This window comes from Microcoleus sp. S36a_B3 (genome assembly GCF_036700745.1).
GTDB lineage: Bacteria > Cyanobacteriota > Cyanobacteriia > Cyanobacteriales > Microcoleaceae > Microcoleus.
Genome location: NZ_JAUBPN010000002.1, coordinates 188,253 through 205,707, shown reverse-complemented (window position 1 = coordinate 205,707; position 17,455 = coordinate 188,253). Strand labels below are relative to the sequence as shown.

General features: G+C 46.4%; 12 protein-coding genes and 1 pseudogene. 6 read left to right on the top strand and 7 right to left on the bottom strand.

The features are described 5' to 3' along the window. Positions 1-22: 22 nt before the first annotated feature. On the bottom strand, positions 23-289 hold the full coding sequence (locus QUA01_RS02960) for a hypothetical protein (RefSeq protein ID WP_333087680.1): 267 nt from the start codon (positions 287-289) through the stop codon (positions 23-25). 324 nt (positions 290-613) lie between these two features. Beyond that, the gene (locus QUA01_RS02955) at positions 614-1,786 is read right to left on the bottom strand and encodes a SpoIID/LytB domain-containing protein (protein WP_333087681.1); all 1,173 of its coding nucleotides are present in this window, start codon (positions 1,784-1,786) and stop codon (positions 614-616) included. 270 nt (positions 1,787-2,056) lie between these two features. Here QUA01_RS02955 and QUA01_RS02950 point away from each other — a divergent pair, with 270 nt between their 5' ends. The 4 genes and pseudogenes from QUA01_RS02950 (at position 2,057) to QUA01_RS02935 (ending at position 6,707) form a co-directional block, all read left to right on the top strand. After that, positions 2,057-3,007: a ribonuclease Z gene (locus QUA01_RS02950; RefSeq protein WP_333087682.1), complete on the top strand. Its 951-nt coding sequence runs from the start codon at positions 2,057-2,059 to the stop codon at positions 3,005-3,007. A gap of 246 nt (positions 3,008-3,253) precedes the next feature. Next, positions 3,254-6,070: a preprotein translocase subunit SecA gene (gene secA, locus QUA01_RS02945; RefSeq protein WP_333087683.1), complete on the top strand. Its 2,817-nt coding sequence runs from the start codon at positions 3,254-3,256 to the stop codon at positions 6,068-6,070. Positions 6,071-6,295: 225 nt separating this feature from the next. After that, a pseudogene (locus QUA01_RS02940) lies at positions 6,296-6,475 on the top strand (DUF4160 domain-containing protein); the annotation flags it as partial. After that, a complete protein-coding gene (locus QUA01_RS02935) occupies positions 6,438-6,707 on the top strand; it encodes a DUF2442 domain-containing protein (protein ID WP_333087685.1) in 270 nt (89 codons plus the stop codon). The pseudogene QUA01_RS02940 and the gene QUA01_RS02935, both read left to right, overlap by 38 nt. A 36-nt stretch (positions 6,708-6,743) precedes the next feature. Here the strand turns inward: QUA01_RS02935 and QUA01_RS02930 are convergent, their stop codons facing one another. Together QUA01_RS02930 and QUA01_RS02925 are read right to left on the bottom strand one after the other, a co-directional pair. Next, complete coding sequence (locus QUA01_RS02930) at positions 6,744-7,037, bottom strand: DUF3288 family protein (protein ID WP_333087686.1); 294 nt, start codon at positions 7,035-7,037, stop codon at positions 6,744-6,746. A gap of 297 nt (positions 7,038-7,334) precedes the next feature. Further along, positions 7,335-7,874, bottom strand: coding sequence for a tetratricopeptide repeat protein (locus tag QUA01_RS02925; RefSeq protein ID WP_333087688.1), 540 nt, complete (start codon positions 7,872-7,874; stop codon positions 7,335-7,337). 71 nt (positions 7,875-7,945) lie between these two features. Here QUA01_RS02925 and QUA01_RS02920 point away from each other — a divergent pair, with 71 nt between their 5' ends. After that, entirely contained in the window at positions 7,946-8,686 is a 741-nt protein-coding gene (locus QUA01_RS02920) for an SDR family oxidoreductase (RefSeq protein ID WP_333087689.1), read from the top strand. Between the two features lie 117 nt (positions 8,687-8,803). Here the strand turns inward: QUA01_RS02920 and QUA01_RS02915 are convergent, their stop codons facing one another. Next, complete coding sequence (locus tag QUA01_RS02915) at positions 8,804-10,849, bottom strand: serine/threonine-protein kinase (RefSeq protein WP_333087690.1); 2,046 nt, start codon at positions 10,847-10,849, stop codon at positions 8,804-8,806. A gap of 548 nt (positions 10,850-11,397) precedes the next feature. On the opposite strand from QUA01_RS02915, the gene msrP reads away from it, so the two are divergent. Beyond that, positions 11,398-12,381 (top strand): protein-methionine-sulfoxide reductase catalytic subunit MsrP, encoded by a 984-nt coding sequence (msrP, locus tag QUA01_RS02910; RefSeq protein WP_333087692.1) that lies wholly within the window; start codon positions 11,398-11,400, stop codon positions 12,379-12,381. 278 nt (positions 12,382-12,659) lie between these two features. Here msrP and QUA01_RS02905 read toward each other — a convergent pair whose 3' ends face one another. Together QUA01_RS02905 and QUA01_RS02900 are read right to left on the bottom strand one after the other, a co-directional pair. After that, on the bottom strand, positions 12,660-14,321 hold the full coding sequence (locus QUA01_RS02905) for a putative bifunctional diguanylate cyclase/phosphodiesterase (RefSeq protein WP_333087693.1): 1,662 nt from the start codon (positions 14,319-14,321) through the stop codon (positions 12,660-12,662). Positions 14,322-14,342: 21 nt separating this feature from the next. Next, the gene (locus tag QUA01_RS02900) at positions 14,343-16,694 is read right to left on the bottom strand and encodes a PAS domain-containing sensor histidine kinase (protein WP_333087696.1); all 2,352 of its coding nucleotides are present in this window, start codon (positions 16,692-16,694) and stop codon (positions 14,343-14,345) included. Positions 16,695-17,455 lie beyond the last annotated feature (761 nt).

Genomic DNA, 17,455 nt, shown 5'->3' with positions numbered 1-17,455 from the left:
ATGAATATTAGATTGAGCTAGGTCAAGTTTGCTGTACCAAAGACTGCTTCGTACTCCTGGCTTTTTTGACAATTTTAGGACGTTTAAAAATCAAACAATTTTGGTCGTATTTCGAGTCATGGCGCATAGCCACAAGTTCCCAACCCTCCTCCCCCAACTGATTGATAAATAGATGCAGCGATCCTTGTTTCCAATCTCGCAATTCCTCACCATTTACATATAAACTAATCAGCTTATTGCCAAAAGGATACATATTTGCATCCACAAAAAAATACTCCCACTTTTGCATAGTTATCCTTAATGTAGTTAGTCATTGGTCATCAGTCATTAGTCATTAGTCATTAGTCATTAGTCATTAGTCATTAGTCATTAGTCATTAGTCATTTACTCGTTACCAGGCTCTGCCTGGTAATGCAGACCCGGAGGCTCTGCCTCCATCTTCGCAGCCGACGACGAGGCAGAGCCTCGCTTACATGGGTTCCCAGGCTCTGCCTGGGAACCAGTTAATAACTATTTTTTGCTTCAACCTTCAGACTTTGCTCCTCAAAATCCATCCGTTAAACCCATTAAATCCGTTAAAAAACCCGCTGCCAAACTTCCTTCTTCCCAGCAGTTACTGAACAGCTATTCTAGCCAAAGCAGCGCCCCGGTAATAGTGCAACAAAATCTGCTGGTAGCCGTATCCCTGCCTGGCCAAATTGTAAGCTCCCCACTGGCTCATGCCAACACCGTGACCGAAACCTTTGCCAGCAACTTGAAAACTCGTAGGAGCTTGGCCGCTGTTCTTGGCGCTCCCGCCTGCATACTGAGGAATCACCGTAAACCGCGTGCTCCTCAAACTCAGAACCCGACGCAAATCTGCCCCAGTCATCACTCTAGAACCGCCATCTCCCACAACTTTCATCCTCAAAACGCTGCCGTAAGCGGTAGTGCGTTCTGGCTTCATCGAGATGACGTTACCGACACCGGAAATCTTGCTGCTGATTTGAGCGCGGGAAAAATTTTCTTTCCACTGATAAACCGGCGCGCCTTGGTCAAAGTCAGGAACACCGCGCAGGTAAGGCAGGGGTTCCGTCCAAACATCCTCAACATTTTCGGTATGTCCGCCAGATGCTGAGTGGAAAACAGCTAAAATAATCTGACCGTTGTAGGTGAGAACTTGACCTGCGGTGGCATCGACTGCGCTATAAGTACCCGAAGATTCTGTTTGCAGTCCTTTGTAAACCTGCGAAGACTGAGTGTCGTCCACATCGTAAAGGTCGGTTTCGCTTTTGAGGCGCTCGTGGATTGCGTAGGAACGGGCGGCGACTGCTTGGGCTTTTAAGGCCTCCAGAGGCCAATTGCCGCTCATTTCGGCACCCAGAACGCTGTAGAGATACTGTTCGATATCGACGTAGTTGACTGCTGTCAGGGATCCTTTTTCGGGAATTACAAGGGTGCGTCCGCGATACCACCGATCGCCAATCCAAACATACCCGTTCCCGGTCGGCTCGATCCAAATTTGATTGGCGGCCCAGCGTCCGATCGCCACTTTGCCCGATCGAAATTGAGCCGATCCAGAACTGTTGGCAGACAGTTCGCCCAAATTGCGCCCGCTACCGTCGCGGATTGCAGCCTTAGTAGAACTGCCGACTTTGATCTGACTTGCGCCGTCTTGTACCGCCACTCGCAAGATCAGCGCCGCCTGTGCTGGGGCTACCATTACCAGCCAAAACAACAGAGAAATCCAAAAGTAGCGTTTTGTTAATCTTGAAAGAAGCGAAGCAAATAACACTCCTGGCTGCATTTAAAAAATTTCCTCCTGTGCTGTACGAGTTTGAGAATTTTTAAGGGGAAGGTTTGGTTCGCGAAAAAGGAAGGAGAACGGCAGAAAGAAAACGTTAGAATTGGGTTTGGCACTTTGTGCGCCTGTCAAAAAAGATTGGAACGACTCGATGCTCGCAGCAACAGCGATTTATCCCGGTTCCTGCCTGCGACTATTTCATTTAGGTCGGATTTGCCGCACTCTGGATATATGTAACATATTTTTTAAGATTTAATTGAGGTGATTTGACTCTTGCAGATTACATTTCTCGGAACTAGCTCCGGCGTGCCGACGCGATCGCGCAACGTTTCCAGCATCGCCCTGCGTTTGCCTCAGCGAGCGGAACTCTGGCTGTTTGACTGCGGCGAAGGAACTCAGCATCAGTTTCTCCGCAGCGAGCTCAAAGTCAGCCAACTGAGCCGTATTTTCATCACTCACCTGCACGGCGACCACATTTTCGGCTTAATGGGTTTGCTGGCTAGCTGCGGTTTGGCGGGGAATGTCAAGCGCATCGATCTTTACGGGCCTCCGGGACTTGAAGAATATTTGCAAGCTGGCGTTCGGTATTCTCAAACTCATTTTTCTTACCCGGTGAAGGTACACAAAATTCACGAGGGAGTCATCTATGAAGATGATGAATATATTGTTAGCTGCGGCCCTTTGAAGCACCGAGTTACTGCTTTTGGTTATCGAGTAACTGAGAAAGATCGTCCGGGACATTTTGATGTAGAAAAAGCCAAGGCTGTGGGTATTCCTTGGGGGCCGCTTTACGGTCAATTAAAACAAGGAAAGACGGTAAAGTTAGAGGACGGGCGACAGTTTAAAGGTACTGATTTTTGTGGCCCCGATCAAATCGGGCGCAAGTTTGTTTATTGTACTGACACGGTTTTTTGTGACGGGGCCGTGGAATTAGCGAAGGATGCTGATTTGTTGGTGCATGAAGCTACTTTTGCTCATCAAGATGCTCAAATGGCCTTCGATCGCCTCCATTCAACTTCGACAATGGCGGCTCAAGTGGCTTCGATCGCTGGGGCGAAACAGTTAATTATGACGCATTTTAGCCCGCGTTACGCTCCGGGAAATGCGATCGTCTTGGATGATTTGCTCAAGGAAGCGCAGGCAATTTTTCCGAATACGAAAATGGCTTATGATTTCCTGAGTTACGAAATACCGCGAGCCCAGGATTCGGGGAATGCTTCATAGATGAGACGGCGGTTGAAATCGCGTCCGTACAAACAAACTCCATGCCAACCGGACTGAATGCAATCAGATAATCTCAATAGCCCGATCTTATTCAACCCTTGGCAATGGGCGCGAGTGTCTGTACAGGCGCGGTTTCAACCGCCCGGTCTTCTGCTACAATCTGGAAAGGTATATGTTGTGGCTAACACTACAGCCCGTAACCCTGAAAGCTAATAGCTAAATTATTAAAAATCTGCCTCTCCTGCCATGTTTAAAAATCTGTTAGGCGATCCCAACGCGCGCAAACTGAGAAAATTTCAGCCTTGGGTAGCTGATATCAATATCTTGGAAGAAGACTTCCGTACCCTCTCAGACGACGGCCTCAGAGGGAAAACTGCCGAGTTTCAAGAACGTCTGGCAAAAGCTAAATCTCTCAACGAAGAGAAAGAAATCCTAGACGAAATCTTGCCAGAAGCTTTTGCAGTGGTGCGGGAAGCGGGACAGCGGGTTTTGGGAATGCGCCACTTTGATGTCCAACTCCTCGGCGGCATCATCCTCCACAAAGGCCAAATTGCCGAAATGAAAACCGGTGAAGGCAAAACTCTGGTGGCGACACTGCCGGCTTACCTCAACGCCCTCAACGGTAAAGGCGTACACATCATCACCGTCAACGATTATCTCGCAAGGCGGGACGCGGAATGGATGGGGCAGGTGCACCGCTTTCTGGGATTGACGGTGGGGCTGATCCAGCAGGGCATGGATCAGGTTGAACGCAAGAAAAATTATAACTGCGATATTACCTACGCCACTAACAGCGAGGTGGGTTTTGATTATTTGCGGGACAATATGGCTACTGTGATGGAAGATGTAGTCCAGCGTCCTTTTAATTTCTGCGTGATTGATGAGGTTGACTCGGTGCTGATCGATGAAGCACGGACGCCTCTGATTATTTCCGGCCAGGTGGAACGCCCCAGCGAGAAATATATCGGGGCGGCTGAGGTGGCTGCTGCTCTGAGAAAGGAAAATGAGGAACATTACGAGGTTGACGAAAAGGCACGGAATGTGCTGTTGACCGATGAAGGGTTTGGGGAAGCTGAGCGGTTGTTGGGCGTTACGGATTTGTACGACCCGGCTGACCCTTGGGCGCATTACATTTTTAATGCGATTAAGGCGAAGGAATTGTTTATTAAGGATATTAACTACATTGTCAATCCCGATCGCGAAGTGGTGATTGTCGATGAGTTTACCGGCCGGGTGATGCCCGGAAGGCGCTGGAGCGACGGTTTGCACCAGGCGATCGAAGCGAAGGAACGGGCGGAAATTCAGCCGGAAACTCAGACACTGGCGACGATTACCTATCAGAATTTCTTTTTGCTTTATCCGAAGCTGTCGGGAATGACTGGGACGGCGAAGACTGAAGAAACCGAGTTTGAGAAGATTTACAGTCTGGAAGTGACGCTGATTCCGACAAACCGGGTGACGAGCCGCACTGACCTTTCGGATATGGTTTACAAGGCGGAGGCCGGCAAGTGGAAGGCGATCGCCCAAGAATGTGCTGAAATGCACGAAATCGGTCGCCCGGTGCTGGTGGGCACCACGAGCGTAGAAAAATCCGAGTTGCTGTCGCGGCTGCTCCAAGAACTCAAGATTCCTCACAATTTGCTCAACGCGAAACCGGAAAACGTGGAACGGGAGTCGGAAATTATCGCTCAAGCCGGACGCAAAGGCGCTGTGACGATCGCCACTAACATGGCCGGACGCGGTACAGACATCATTTTGGGCGGTAATTCTGAGTACATGGGGCGGCTCAAGTTGCGGGAGTATTTGATGCCCCGGATCGTCCAGCCGGAGGATGAAGAAGGGTTTTCGCTGGTGCAAGTTCCCGGTATTGGCGGCCGCCCCGCAGCTCAAGGTTTTGGTCAAACTGCCAAAAAGGTCAAGTCTTGGAAAGCTTCGGCGCAGATTTTCCCCACGCAGCTATCGAAAGATGCTGAGCAACTGCTCAAGGCGTCGGTGGAATTGGCGGTGAAGGAGTACGGGGAGCGATCGCTCTCGGAATTGAAAGCCGATGACATTGTGGCTGTAGCCTCGGAAAAAGCCCCTACCAAAGACATCGTAATTCAAAAATTGCGCGAAGCTTACAATTTAACTCGCAGCGAGTACGATGCTTTTACCAGCAGCGAACACGATGAAGTTGTGCAGTTGGGAGGCCTCCACGTCATCGGTACCGAACGCCACGAATCGCGCCGGATTGACAATCAGTTGCGGGGCCGGGCGGGACGCCAAGGAGACCCCGGTTCTACGCGGTTTTTCTTGAGTTTGGAAGACAATTTGCTCAGGATTTTCGGCGGCGAACGGGTAGCAGGTTTGATGAAGGCTTTCGGTGTTGAGGAAGATATGCCGATCGAATCTGGAATGCTGACTCGTTCCCTCGAAGGCGCTCAGAAAAAAGTCGAAACCTACTACTACGACATCCGCAAACAGGTATTTGAATACGACGAAGTGATGAACAATCAACGTCGAGCAATCTATGCAGAACGCCGCCGAGTCTTGGAAGGTTTGGACTCGAAGGAACAGGTAATTAAATATGCCGAACAAACGATGGACGACATCGTGGGAGCATACATCAATCCCGAGTTGCCTTCGGAAGAATGGGAACTCGAAAAACTTGTCAGCAAAGTGAAGGAATTTGTTTATCTCCTAGCTGACATGACTCCCGATCAATTAGAGGATTTGTCGGTTGAGGAAATTAAAACTTTCCTCCACGAACAAGTTCGCAACGCTTACGACATGAAAGAAGCGGAAGTTAATGCCATCCGAGCGGAATTGATGCGCGATGCTGAGCGGTTCTTTATCTTGCAGCAAATTGATACTTTGTGGCGGGAACACTTGCAGCAAATGGATGCTTTGCGCGAGTCTGTCGGGTTGCGCGGTTACGGACAAAAAGACCCGTTAATCGAGTACAAAACTGAAGGTTACGAGCTGTTTTTGGACATGATGACGGATATCCGCCGCAATGTGGTTTATTCGCTGTTCCAGTTCCAGCCGCAGCCGGCAATGCAAGTTTCGCCGGAGATGGTTTAAAAATAGTTAACAGTTGACTGTTGACTGTTGACTGTTGACTGGTTCCCTGGCTCTGGCTGGGAACCAGTTGAAATATAAAACCCGTGTTCTAGAAGAATAATAATAAAAAAATACAGAGATTCCCGTTGAAATATTGTATAGCTTGGAACTATGCCAACTATTTTACGAATAGGCCGTTACCGACTTTACTTTTACAGCCATGAACCAAATTAACCACCTCATGTTTATATTGACAGAGACAAATCATCGGTTAAATTTTGGTTGGAGCCAGTCAGTTTAGGAAATAACCTTGGTTTTAGTGCTAAAGAACTTCGTAAAATAGAGTCGGTAGTACAAGAAAATAAACAAACGCTATTGGAACCTTGGTATGGGTATTTTGGCGATTCGAGCGGACGAGAGAGTTAAGCACATTCATTTTACAGAAGAAACCATTAGTGTTGATTTGATGGATGGACGAATCATTACCGTGCCTTTAATTTGGTATCCAAGATTGTTTAATGCAACGCTCCACCAAAGGGAAAAATGGGAAGTATGTGGAGGAGGCTATGGCATTCACTGGGAAGAAATTGATGAAGACTTGAGTACAGAAGGAATGCTGCGAGGCGCACCGGCTCCGAGACCTAAAATTACTCATTAATTTAGATCGCTACTTCACTTCTAAGCTTTGGTATTATTAAGCCCAATCTTCTTGGTCGCTTTTTTGTTTCCTGTAAACTTCACCTGTGGCGTGAATTTTACGGGTTTGTTCGTAAAGAGTTTCTTCGGTATGATTCCATTGTTGCAGGACTTTTTTTAAGTCTGATTGAATATCTCTAGCGCCGGGAAAGCCTCGGTAGCGAATGATTAATCTTGCTAATTCCGATAAATTGTAGTCGGTTGCTTCTCCTGTTAATAAAGTATTGACACTGGCTCGATCGCGCTTGTATTGCGGGTGCTGTTGGTCTTGATTTTTGGCTTCTAAATTCATGTTTTTTTGCGATAAAACGGTTTGTAGTGAAGACTTTATTTCTATGATTTATGCGGACCAAACTACAGTCAACTTAGATTTGAGATTTGAGATTTGAGATTAGAGGATTGGAGGATTCGGGGATTGCGGGATTGGGGAACTGTTAAATGAATTGGTGAATACCTCATCTTTCCGAGAACAGCTATAAGTGTGCAAAAAAAATGTTGTTGTTTTTCACTCAAATTCTAAGCACAGGTGCGTTGCTGTGAGAATTTCGAGCTTGGTTTAGGGAGTTATCGCAGGCGACACACCCTACAACTACTTGGCTAATTCTGGCTCTAATTTTAAAGCTTTTTCTTGATATATTAAGCCTTCGTTGGTGCGCCCTTGCTGTTCTAATACTTTGCCTAAGTTCCAGTAAGCGGCGGCTAAGTCTGGCTGTATAGCGATCGCCTTTTGGTAATAAGTTATTGCTTCGTCTAGCAAGCCTTGTTTGTAAAACATACTGCCCAAATTAACATAAGCCGCCACCAAATTGGGGTCGAATTCGATCGCCTTTGAGTAGGCGCGCACCGCCGCTTCTATTTTGCCTTGGGCTTGCAGAATATTGCCTAGGGTTTTGTAGACTGGGGCGAAATTGGGTTGATGGCGCAGTGTTTGGTAACAGGATGCGATCGCCTCTACATATTTCTGTTGCGTATAATAAACTTCTGCTATCTTGCTGCACGCAACCGCCGCATCCGGTTTGAGTGCTAATATTTGTTGGTATTGGGCGATCGCCTCCTCAAATTTTCCCGATTTCTGCAGGTTCTCGCCCGCTGACAAATACTGCTGTGTTAACTCGGAATTTGCGGTCATAAATTTTACTTGAACAGCCGACACTACTTTACCATAGAGAGAATATCAACGCTAATTGGAGAGCAAATCTCATGGCATCACTAACAGGAAAAGTAGCAATTGTGACTGGTTCATCGCGGGGAATTGGACGCGAGATCGCCCTTCGATTATCTCAAGAAGGCGCATCGGTTGTCATCAACTACGCCAAAGCAGCAGAAGCAGCAAAAGAGGTTGTCTCAGCGATTGAAGCAGCAGGCGGCAAAGCATTAGCCGTGCAAGCGGATGTCAGCAAAACCGCAGAAATTTGCAATTTGTTCGATCGCGCTCTCGAAACCTATTCACAAATCGATATTTTAGTCAACAATGCAGGAGTAAATCTTTCCAAAACTGTAGCGGAAGTTACCGAAGCAGAGTTTGATAATCTTTTTGCAATTAACGTCAAAGGCACGTTTTTTGCTTGTCAAGAAGCTGCTAAACGCATGGCAGATGGAGGTAGAATTGTCAACTTTTCTAGTTCGACAACTGCTATGCTATTGCCAACTTACGGGGCCTACGTGGCGACAAAAGGTGCGGTGGAACAGCTAACTCGATCGCTGGCGAAGGAATTGGGCGATCGGGCAATTACAGTCAATGTCATTTCTCCGGGCCCAACGGATACAGAACTTTTCACAGTCGGAAAAACCGCCGAACAAATCCAAAGATTCACTCAAATGACTGCTTTGGGAAGACTCGGAAAAGTTGAAGATATTGCCGATGTGACGGCTTTTTTGTGCAGCGAACAAGCCCGCTGGATTACCGGACAAAATATCCGCGTTAACGGCGGAATTGCCTAACTCGGCGGAGGCGGACAAAAGTTTGACTCTTAAGCAATTTCCATCGCCGAGTTTTGAACAATCCCCAACCAAATCAAAGATTATGGTTAAAGATTGTTCCAAGAAAGAATAGAAAAATCAAGGAGACAGTCGCCACACCTTAATCGTGTCGTCATAACTGCCGCTGATCAACGTTTTGTCTTGAGGATTAAAAGCCAGTTCCACCCAAGTCGAATGACCTTTGAGCGTACCCTGTTCCCCGCTATCCATCGCCCACAGCTTGATAGTACCGCTCAAATCGCCGCTAGCTAACGTCTCGCTGTCGGGACTGAAAGCTAAAGACTGGATGCGATCGGCATGACCGGTAAAAGTCACCTCGCCCGAGGGCTGCGGCCCGTGATTCGTGGTGATATCCCAAATCCTCACCGTGTTGTCCCAACCGCCGCTGCCCAAAATATTACCATCCGGGCTGACAACCAAAGCCGAAACAGCATCGACATGACCCCTGAGAGTCGCTTGGAATTCCCCAGTCTTCCAATTCCACATCTCGATCGTACCGTCGCCCTTGCCAGCAAACAAAGTATCTTTGTTGGGACTGAAAGCCACTGAATGCACTTCGTCGGTAATCCCCTTGAGGGTTTGCAACTCGGCACCGCCTTCGACTTGCCACAGTTTCAATGTATTGTCTTTACCGACACTGGCGAGGACTCGGCCGTCGGGACTGAAAACAACTGAGAACACTCCATCTTTGTCTCCGTCCAACGTCCGAATTAACTTGCCAGAATAGAAATTCCACAATTTAATCGTACCGTCTGCGCCTCCGCTGGCGATCGTCCTGCCGTCGGGACTGACAGCCACCGACCACACGGGCCCCAAATGTGCTGAGATAACTTTGAGTATTTTGCCGTGACGCTTGTGCAGCAGGCGAATTGTCCCGTCATTGTTGCCGCTGACTATGACGCGGCCGTTGGGACTGACTGCTACAGCCCACACCGGGTTTTTGTCTTGCTCTGCGAGAGTGCGAACTGCAGGGCCTGACTGCAATGGCTCACTGCTGAAATTCTGCATCGGGGGCGGCTCGAACCGAATTTGGGGAATGCTGGAAACTGGTTCGGAAGAAGTGAAAGCCTCCGGTACTGTCGATGACAAGCCAGAACCCAGCAGCACAGAAATTAGGGCCACGGCGGCTCCTCCCCACAAAGCCAAAGTCACTCTGGGTTTGTTGACAATCGCGTCTATCGGTGTCGGGCCGTATTTTATGTCTCTGAGAATTGCTTCGGTCGATCGATAGCGTTTTGAGGCTTCTCGTTCTACCATTTTATCCAGGATGCGGCCGAGTCTGCTCGAAACTGGTATTTTCAAATAGTGCCTCCAGGCCCAAGTGTCCCCTTTGATATCAAACAAATCAAAGGGCGACATTCCTGTTAACAAATGAATGCAAGTCACGCCCAAACTGTAGATGTCGCTGCTCAAAATAGCTTGACCTTTGATTTGTTCGGGAGCGGCGAATTCGGCCGAACCCGTCACTGTTTCTGTTTTCAGCGGCCCGCTGTTGGCAGGAATTGCCGCGCCGAAATCGACTAAAACCAGTCCCGATTCCTCCTCCCAGGGTATAGTACCTACATCCTCTTTACCCGCCGTTATTAAGCCATTTTGGCTCGTTTTGCGGTGAATAATATTGGAGGGTTTGATGTCTCGGTGAATTAGTTGATGGTCGTGAACCAGTTGCAGGACAGGCAACAATTCGCTCAGCAAATACCAAATGTGAATTTCTTTCAGTACGCCTTTTTGCGACAGTCGATCGGCCAAATTGCGACCGGGGATGTATTCTTGCACTAAATACTGGCAGCCTTCGACTTCAAAAAATGCCAGCAGTTTCGGTATTTGGGGATGTTTACCCAACTCTTCGAGGACGCTGGCGTCGCTGCGAAATGTCTGGTTTAGCTGTGCGCCATTGTCGGCGACTGAGGACACTGAGCTGCAGAACTGTTGAATGACGCAGCGGGGTTGGGTTGGTTGGTCTTCATCGACTGCTAAGAAGGTGCGGCAACCGAGACTTTGACCGAGGGGGTGAAATACTCGGTAGCGACCTTTTAACAGCAAGTTTGACTCGCAGCTTTTGCAGGCTGTGGCGCGATCGAGATTTTCTGGATTCTGGCAATTGGGATTGATGCAGTAACTCATTTCTCTTTCCGCTGGAGACCCCCGTCCGACTTAAAGCCAGGAGTGGGGGAGGAAAGCGGGGCGGTGCGTGCCGCTTCCTTTGGACAAATTAAATAATTTGAATCATTGCTTTGCTTCATGATAATTGTTTCCAAGATTTTAGTGACAATTCCTGCGGTCGATCGCGCGTTAATTATTACTGACTTTCCTGCGATGGAGGTTTAATACCATTTTTCTAAAGCTGTGTTATGGGTGAAGTCCTAGCCCCCCCTTACTAAGCTACCGTTGGGGGGCTAATATCTAGCACTACTTTATGAAATTGGTATAATAGGTCGATCGCCCGCGTGCCGTGACATTGTTCGGCAGAACTCGCTTTCAACGAATTAGGCTATACTGTCATTGCAGATACAATAATTTTGCTCGCAGCGCCAAGTCAAGCCATCGCGAGGCCTTGCCAAAACTCCCCTATCCTCCGTTCGCCCTGAGTAAATCTCAAATTTCAAATAAACTAAAAAATTGAAATTTGGGCAAATTTCGCCCGACGAACTACTAACTTTTAACTATTACTTATGCCCTTCATTCGCATTCCTAAATCTTGGGAAATTCTCGATCCCCAAATTACCTCAGAAACAGCCTTTCTCAACCGCCGCCGCTTCATGACAAATTTAATCGGCGCTGGCGTGACTGCTTCGTTGCTGCCGCTGACAAGCTGTCAAAGCAGTGATAGCTCAAAAACCGCTCTGGACCAAAGCTCAACCCAAGCATATTCGGGATTGACCCGGAATTCTAACTTCGCAAAAGTCGATCGAGCAATTACCGACGAAGCCTTAGCTACAAAATATAACAACTTTTACGAATACGGCGGCACAAAATCTATCTGGGAAGCCGCTCAAGCTTTGCCAACAGAAAACTGGAAAGTAGAAGTAGCAGGTTTAGTCAAAAATCCCCGCACTTACGACATTGACGACATCTACAAAAAATTTCCCATCGAAGAACGAGTTTATCGATTTCGCTGTGTAGAAGCATGGGCAATGGTAGTTCCTTGGGTCGGATTTCCCATGAAATTACTCATGGCTGATGTCGAACCACAATCAAATGCTAAATTCGTTCGCTTCACCTCGTTTTATGACAAAAAAATTACTCCAGGCCCCGGTTTGATGTCACAATTTTATCCTTGGCCTTACACCGAAGGTCTGCGGATTGAGGAAATGGCCAACGATTTAGCATTTTTTGCTACGGGCTTGTACGGGCGGCAGCTACCCAAACAAAACGGTGCGCCACTGCGAGAAGTGATTCCTTGGAAGTACGGTTTTAAGGGCGCAAAGTCGATCGTCAAAATTGAATTTGTCGAAAAACAACCCGCTACTTTTTGGAATACAGTCGGCCCCAACGAATACGCTTTTGAGGCAAATGTCAACCCCGACCAACCTCACCCCAGATGGTCTCAAGCCAGCGAAAGAGTCGTCGGCCCCGGTAACAGTTGGTCGTGGGAAACTCGCCCGACTTTGCCCTATAACGGCTACGGCGAATATGTGGCGAGTCTTTACAGTTAAAAATAGATTCGGCTCGTTACCAGGCAGAGCCTGGTAACAAGCAACAAGTAACAGTTATTAAAATTTCATTCCTAAAATTCGATCGCGCGTGTGGAATGCGAGTCTGCTCTTTTGCGGACTCGCATTCCGCACGCGCGAACCGCTTTTGGGTACTATCTTATATCAAATCCTCTCTTCATCGGAATGATTCAGATATATATTCTCGGACTCTGTGTACTCTGTGTTCTCTGCGGTTAAATCATTCCGATCCAAGCGGAAACGATATTACCTGAAAACTGCTATAATTCCCAACGCTTATCGCTTTTGAGCAAGGCCTCAAACTCAGCCGCTGGTAAAGCCTGACTGAAAAAATAGCCTTGAATTTCGTCGCAATCGCGGGCGCACAAAAACGCAAGTTCCCGCTCATTTTCTACCCCCTCAGCAATCACAGTCATATTCAGAGAGTGCGCCATTTGAATAATCGCTACTGTAATCGCTGCATTTTGGCGATCGTCCGCAATATCCCGAATAAAACTCTTGTCAATTTTGAGCGCATCAAATACAAAGCGTTTCGGATAACTCAAAGAAGAATACCCAATCCCAAAATCATCAATCGCTATCCTAATCCCCATCTCTCTCCATACCTGAAAAGCTCCCGCCGCAGCCATTTCATCTTGCAAAATCAGACCTTCCGTCAATTCTAATTCCAGACATTTAGGATCGAGATTCGTTTCTCTCAATATCTGGCTTACTCTCTCCGTCAAATTTTCGCCTTCAAACTGGCGGGCTGACACATTGACCGCTACCCGCAGCGGAGGTAAACCCTCAATTTGCCACGCTTTAGTTTGCCTGCAAGCAGTCTCTAAAACCCATTCGCCCAGCGGTGCAATTAAGCCCATTTCTTCAGCCATTGGAATAAATTCTGCAGGGGAAACTCGGCCTCTTTTTGGATGATTCCAGCGCACTAATGCTTCAGCACCAACGATTTTTCCTGTTTTAATTTGTATTTGTGGTTCATAATAAACTTCAAATTCCGAGCGTTTTAAAGCATGGCGAAGACAATTTTCTTGACTAAATTTGTTAATGGAAATAATTGCATTTTTAGCGGTATAAAATTGATAGTTATTTCCTCCTTTCTCCTGAGAATTGTACATAGCTGTATAAGCATTTTTAAGCAGTTCGTCTCCATTGCTGCCGTCGTTTGGAGATAAACAAATGCCGATACTCGCCGTGACGTAAAGTTCGGAGCCTCTGGCTATTATAGGTTGGGCTACAATATCTAAAATATTTTGAGCAATTTTGACAGCATCCTGTTTTTTGGTAACTGGTTCGATAACAATTGCAAATTCAGCAGATTCCAAACGAGCCACCATATTAATTTTATCCGTGCAGTTGCTCAGCCGTTCGGCAATTTCGCAAAGTACAAAATCGCCAATATCGTGTCCAAATGTACTGTTAATCCTGTTAATTCTATCTATACTGAGAGTAACAACGGGAACGATTTCTGGCACTTCTTTGTGCTTTTCCAATACCTGACTTAGCTGCTCTCGCAACAGCGAACGATTTGGCAAGTTTGTCAAGCAGTCGTGCTGATGTCGGTGCAGAGCTATTTGAATAGTTGTGTGCAAGTTTTTTTCTTCAAATGGTTTAACAATATAGCCGAATGGTTTGGTTGAATTGACCCGCCGCAACGTATTTTCGTCAGCATAGGCTGTTAGATAAATTACCGGAATTGCCAAGCGCGATCGAATTACTTCTGCTGCTGTAATACCGTCGATTTCTCCTTGCAGGTTAACATCCATTAAAACTAAATCTGGTCGAGATTGTGTTGCCGATTGAATTGCTTCTTCTCCTGAATAGGCAATATCAGTGATTCTATAACCAAGAGATATTAAGCTGTCGGAAATATCTTCGGCAATAATGCTTTCGTCTTCAACTATCAGAATTTTTTTATTGGGCATATTTTTTGTCTCCGAAGATGGCTATTGTTGTTTAGAAAATGTTATTTTAAAAGTCGTGCCTGTTGTTGCTAGTAGCTCTATTTTCCCCCTAATTTGCTTAACTAAAGATCCGACAAGTCGCAAACCCAATGTGCGAGCATTTCGATAATCTAAGTCTTGAGGAAAACCAACACCGCTGTCGCTGACAGTTAGCACGCAAACCCTATCATTTTCCAAACTAAAGTCTATGTTAATTGTACCTGCAATTTCTCCTTCAAAAGCATATTTTAGTGCATTGGTCACAAGTTCGTTGATAATTAATCCGCAAGGAACAGCCTCGTCAATATTCATAGAACACGGCGCAATATTTGTTCGCAATTTGACGCTTTCTGCATGAGTTTCATAAGCTTGAAATAAATTGTGGGCGAGATTTTGGATATATTCAGCAAAGTTAATGTTTGAAAAATCTTTGGATTGATACAATTGTTCGTGAACCAGGGCCATTGACATGACTCGGTTTTGACTTTCTTTTAACATTTCAGTAACCCTGCTGTCTTTGATGTAGCGGGACTGAAGTTTGAGCAAACTGGAAATAACTTGCAGGTTATTTTTGACGCGGTGGTGAATTTCTTTGAAGAGGACTTCTTTTTCTGCGAGGGATGCTTTGATCCGATCTTCGTCGCGCTTGCGGTCTGTAATGTCTCGCACTACTGCTTGAATTACTTTACGACCGTTAATTTCCATTACATTTAACAGCACTTCGGCTGGAAATTCTGAACCGTCTAGCCGTTTGTGTACCCAGTCAAAGCGACAGCTACCTGCTTGCATTGCTGTCGATATTCTCTGTGCGGCTAAACTGTATGAGTCTTGTCCGCTAGGCTGAAATTGCGGGGAAAATTCGCTGGGTTTTTTTCCGTAAAACTGTTTTTTATTACTACAGCCGAAGATTCTTAAGGTGGCGACGTTACAGTCAAAAAATTCTTGTTCGTCTAGTAGCATTACTGCGTCGCTGGTGGCTTCGTAAAGGCTGCGTAATTTGCGCTCAGATTCTTGCAAAGAAGCGATTAGTTCGGTTTTTTGAGCTTCGGCGCGTTTGCGGTCGGTAATGTCTATTCCTACCGAAACTGCTGCGGTTCCTTGATGATATTTCTGAGCTACTATTAGATAATTGCGGGTGTTGCCATTAATTTCTATGTCTATTTCTTGCCAGATTTGGCGAGATGAACTGTCAAAAAAGTTTCGGATCAGTTCTCCAAAAGCCGATCCTTTGTCGAGAAAGTTGATTTCTTGACCGACAAAGCTTTCTGGAGACAGTTGGAAGGAGGTGGCTAGGTGCTGGTTGACTCCTATATACCGCAAATCTGAACCGATCCAAGAAATGAGTCCGGGCACTGCATCTAAGACTGCGCGAAGTTGGTCTGTGGCTTCTTGGAGTGCTGCTTCCGATCGCTTGCGATCGCTAATATCTGTTGCGGTTCCGCAAAGACCTAAAATAGCGCCGTTTTCACCTTGGTTGATGATGCTGTTGACGCGCAGGTGGACGGGGCTACCGTCTTTGCGAACTTGTTCTATTTCGTAAGGAGAATTGGGGGTTTGTTGCTGAAGGCTGGTTCTCGCTAAAAGTTCGGCAAATATTTCTATTTGTCTGCTGTTTTGTTGGGGAACTAAAAATTCAGTAAAGCGGCGGCCGATCATTTCTGGGGGGTCGTAACCGTAGATGCGTTTGGCGGCGGTATTGACAAAAGTTAAGATGCCTTGAATATCGATCGACCAAATAAGTTCTTGGGAGGTCTCTACAAGGTTGCGGTACTTTTTTTCGCTGGCGGCAAGTGCTGTATTGAAGGCTGTTGTTTGCTGCTGAAGTCTGTTTTCTAATTCTTGATTTGCTGTTTCGAGAGTGGCGATCGACTTTTGGCGATCGGTAATATCGGTAGCAACACCGACAGCCCCGACAATTTCCCCCCTTGCATCTCGCAGCGCTGTCGATCGAATTTCGTGAATAAAATCCCCCTCTTGGGCATTCCAAGTGCGATCTTTTCCTGCTATTACCTCGGCAATATTTTCTAAGATATCTGGCTGACTGCCGTAAACTTCAAAAATCGACAGTCCCACAGTTACAGGTTGTTTGAACCCCAAATTTTCTATGTTTTTGCCGGAAGCAAGGGTTAACCTGCCGTCTTTGTCAGTTGCCCACAGGAAAATTGGGGAACAACTGAGGGCGGCGTGGAGGGTTTCGTTTTCTTGTTTTAGCCGATCGATTTCGGCATGAAGCTTCGCGCGCGTGTTGCTCAATTCTACCGTTAGTCGATCGGCTATAAGCTGCCAACTCGCAGCAGTGTCGCACATTTCAGCAGGATTGCGCGATCGACAGATGGATTGGTTGCAGTATGACATGGTTCTCAGGGATGTACTGTATATTTAATCCCGGGCTATCTTTTAAGCATAAACTTTTTAAGTAAAATATTACAGTTTTTCGGGATACTCATCCGAGCCAGATGCGATAGTTTAAATCTTGTTTAAAACATTCAGCAATTGCTCCCCTGCCTGTATTCCTGGCAACTTTTTAAAGGTTGATAACAAGCTGAATAATGCCTGTAAATACGTATTTTCACGGTAAGCACCTGTAGTATTTTAAAAATGAGTTTCGCAATGTTAGTCTTGTACAAGACATACAATTATAAAATTTTCATATTATTTGCGTATATTCACGCACTCCAGAATCGGAAATCGGGATTTTTGAAATATAGTCACGGCTAACAAAAGTGCGAGCGGGGCGATCGCAAGGGAACAGCGATTTAAATCTAAAACCTAAAACCTAAGATGCTGTAACGCCATGTCGGGTAGATTATCCTAATAAAAACGGTTTGTAGTGCGGACTTCAGTCAGCGACCTATTGCCGACACTAGGGCGCACGCGCGATCGAATCCGATATCCGTTAACTTTAGATTTTAGACACTTCAAGTTACCCGTACAAGTTTTAGATCGTAGGATTAAAACACGGGTGAATAATGATTAAGCTATGGTTAAACTTTCGTTTTTAAAGTTGATTTTTTATCTTTATAGTATCTATTAAAAAAACGGAATTCGGGAATGACAAGGCGCGGTGGATCAAAGCACCGTTCAAGCGGGTTGATGTGCAGGTGTAACTCTGCAAA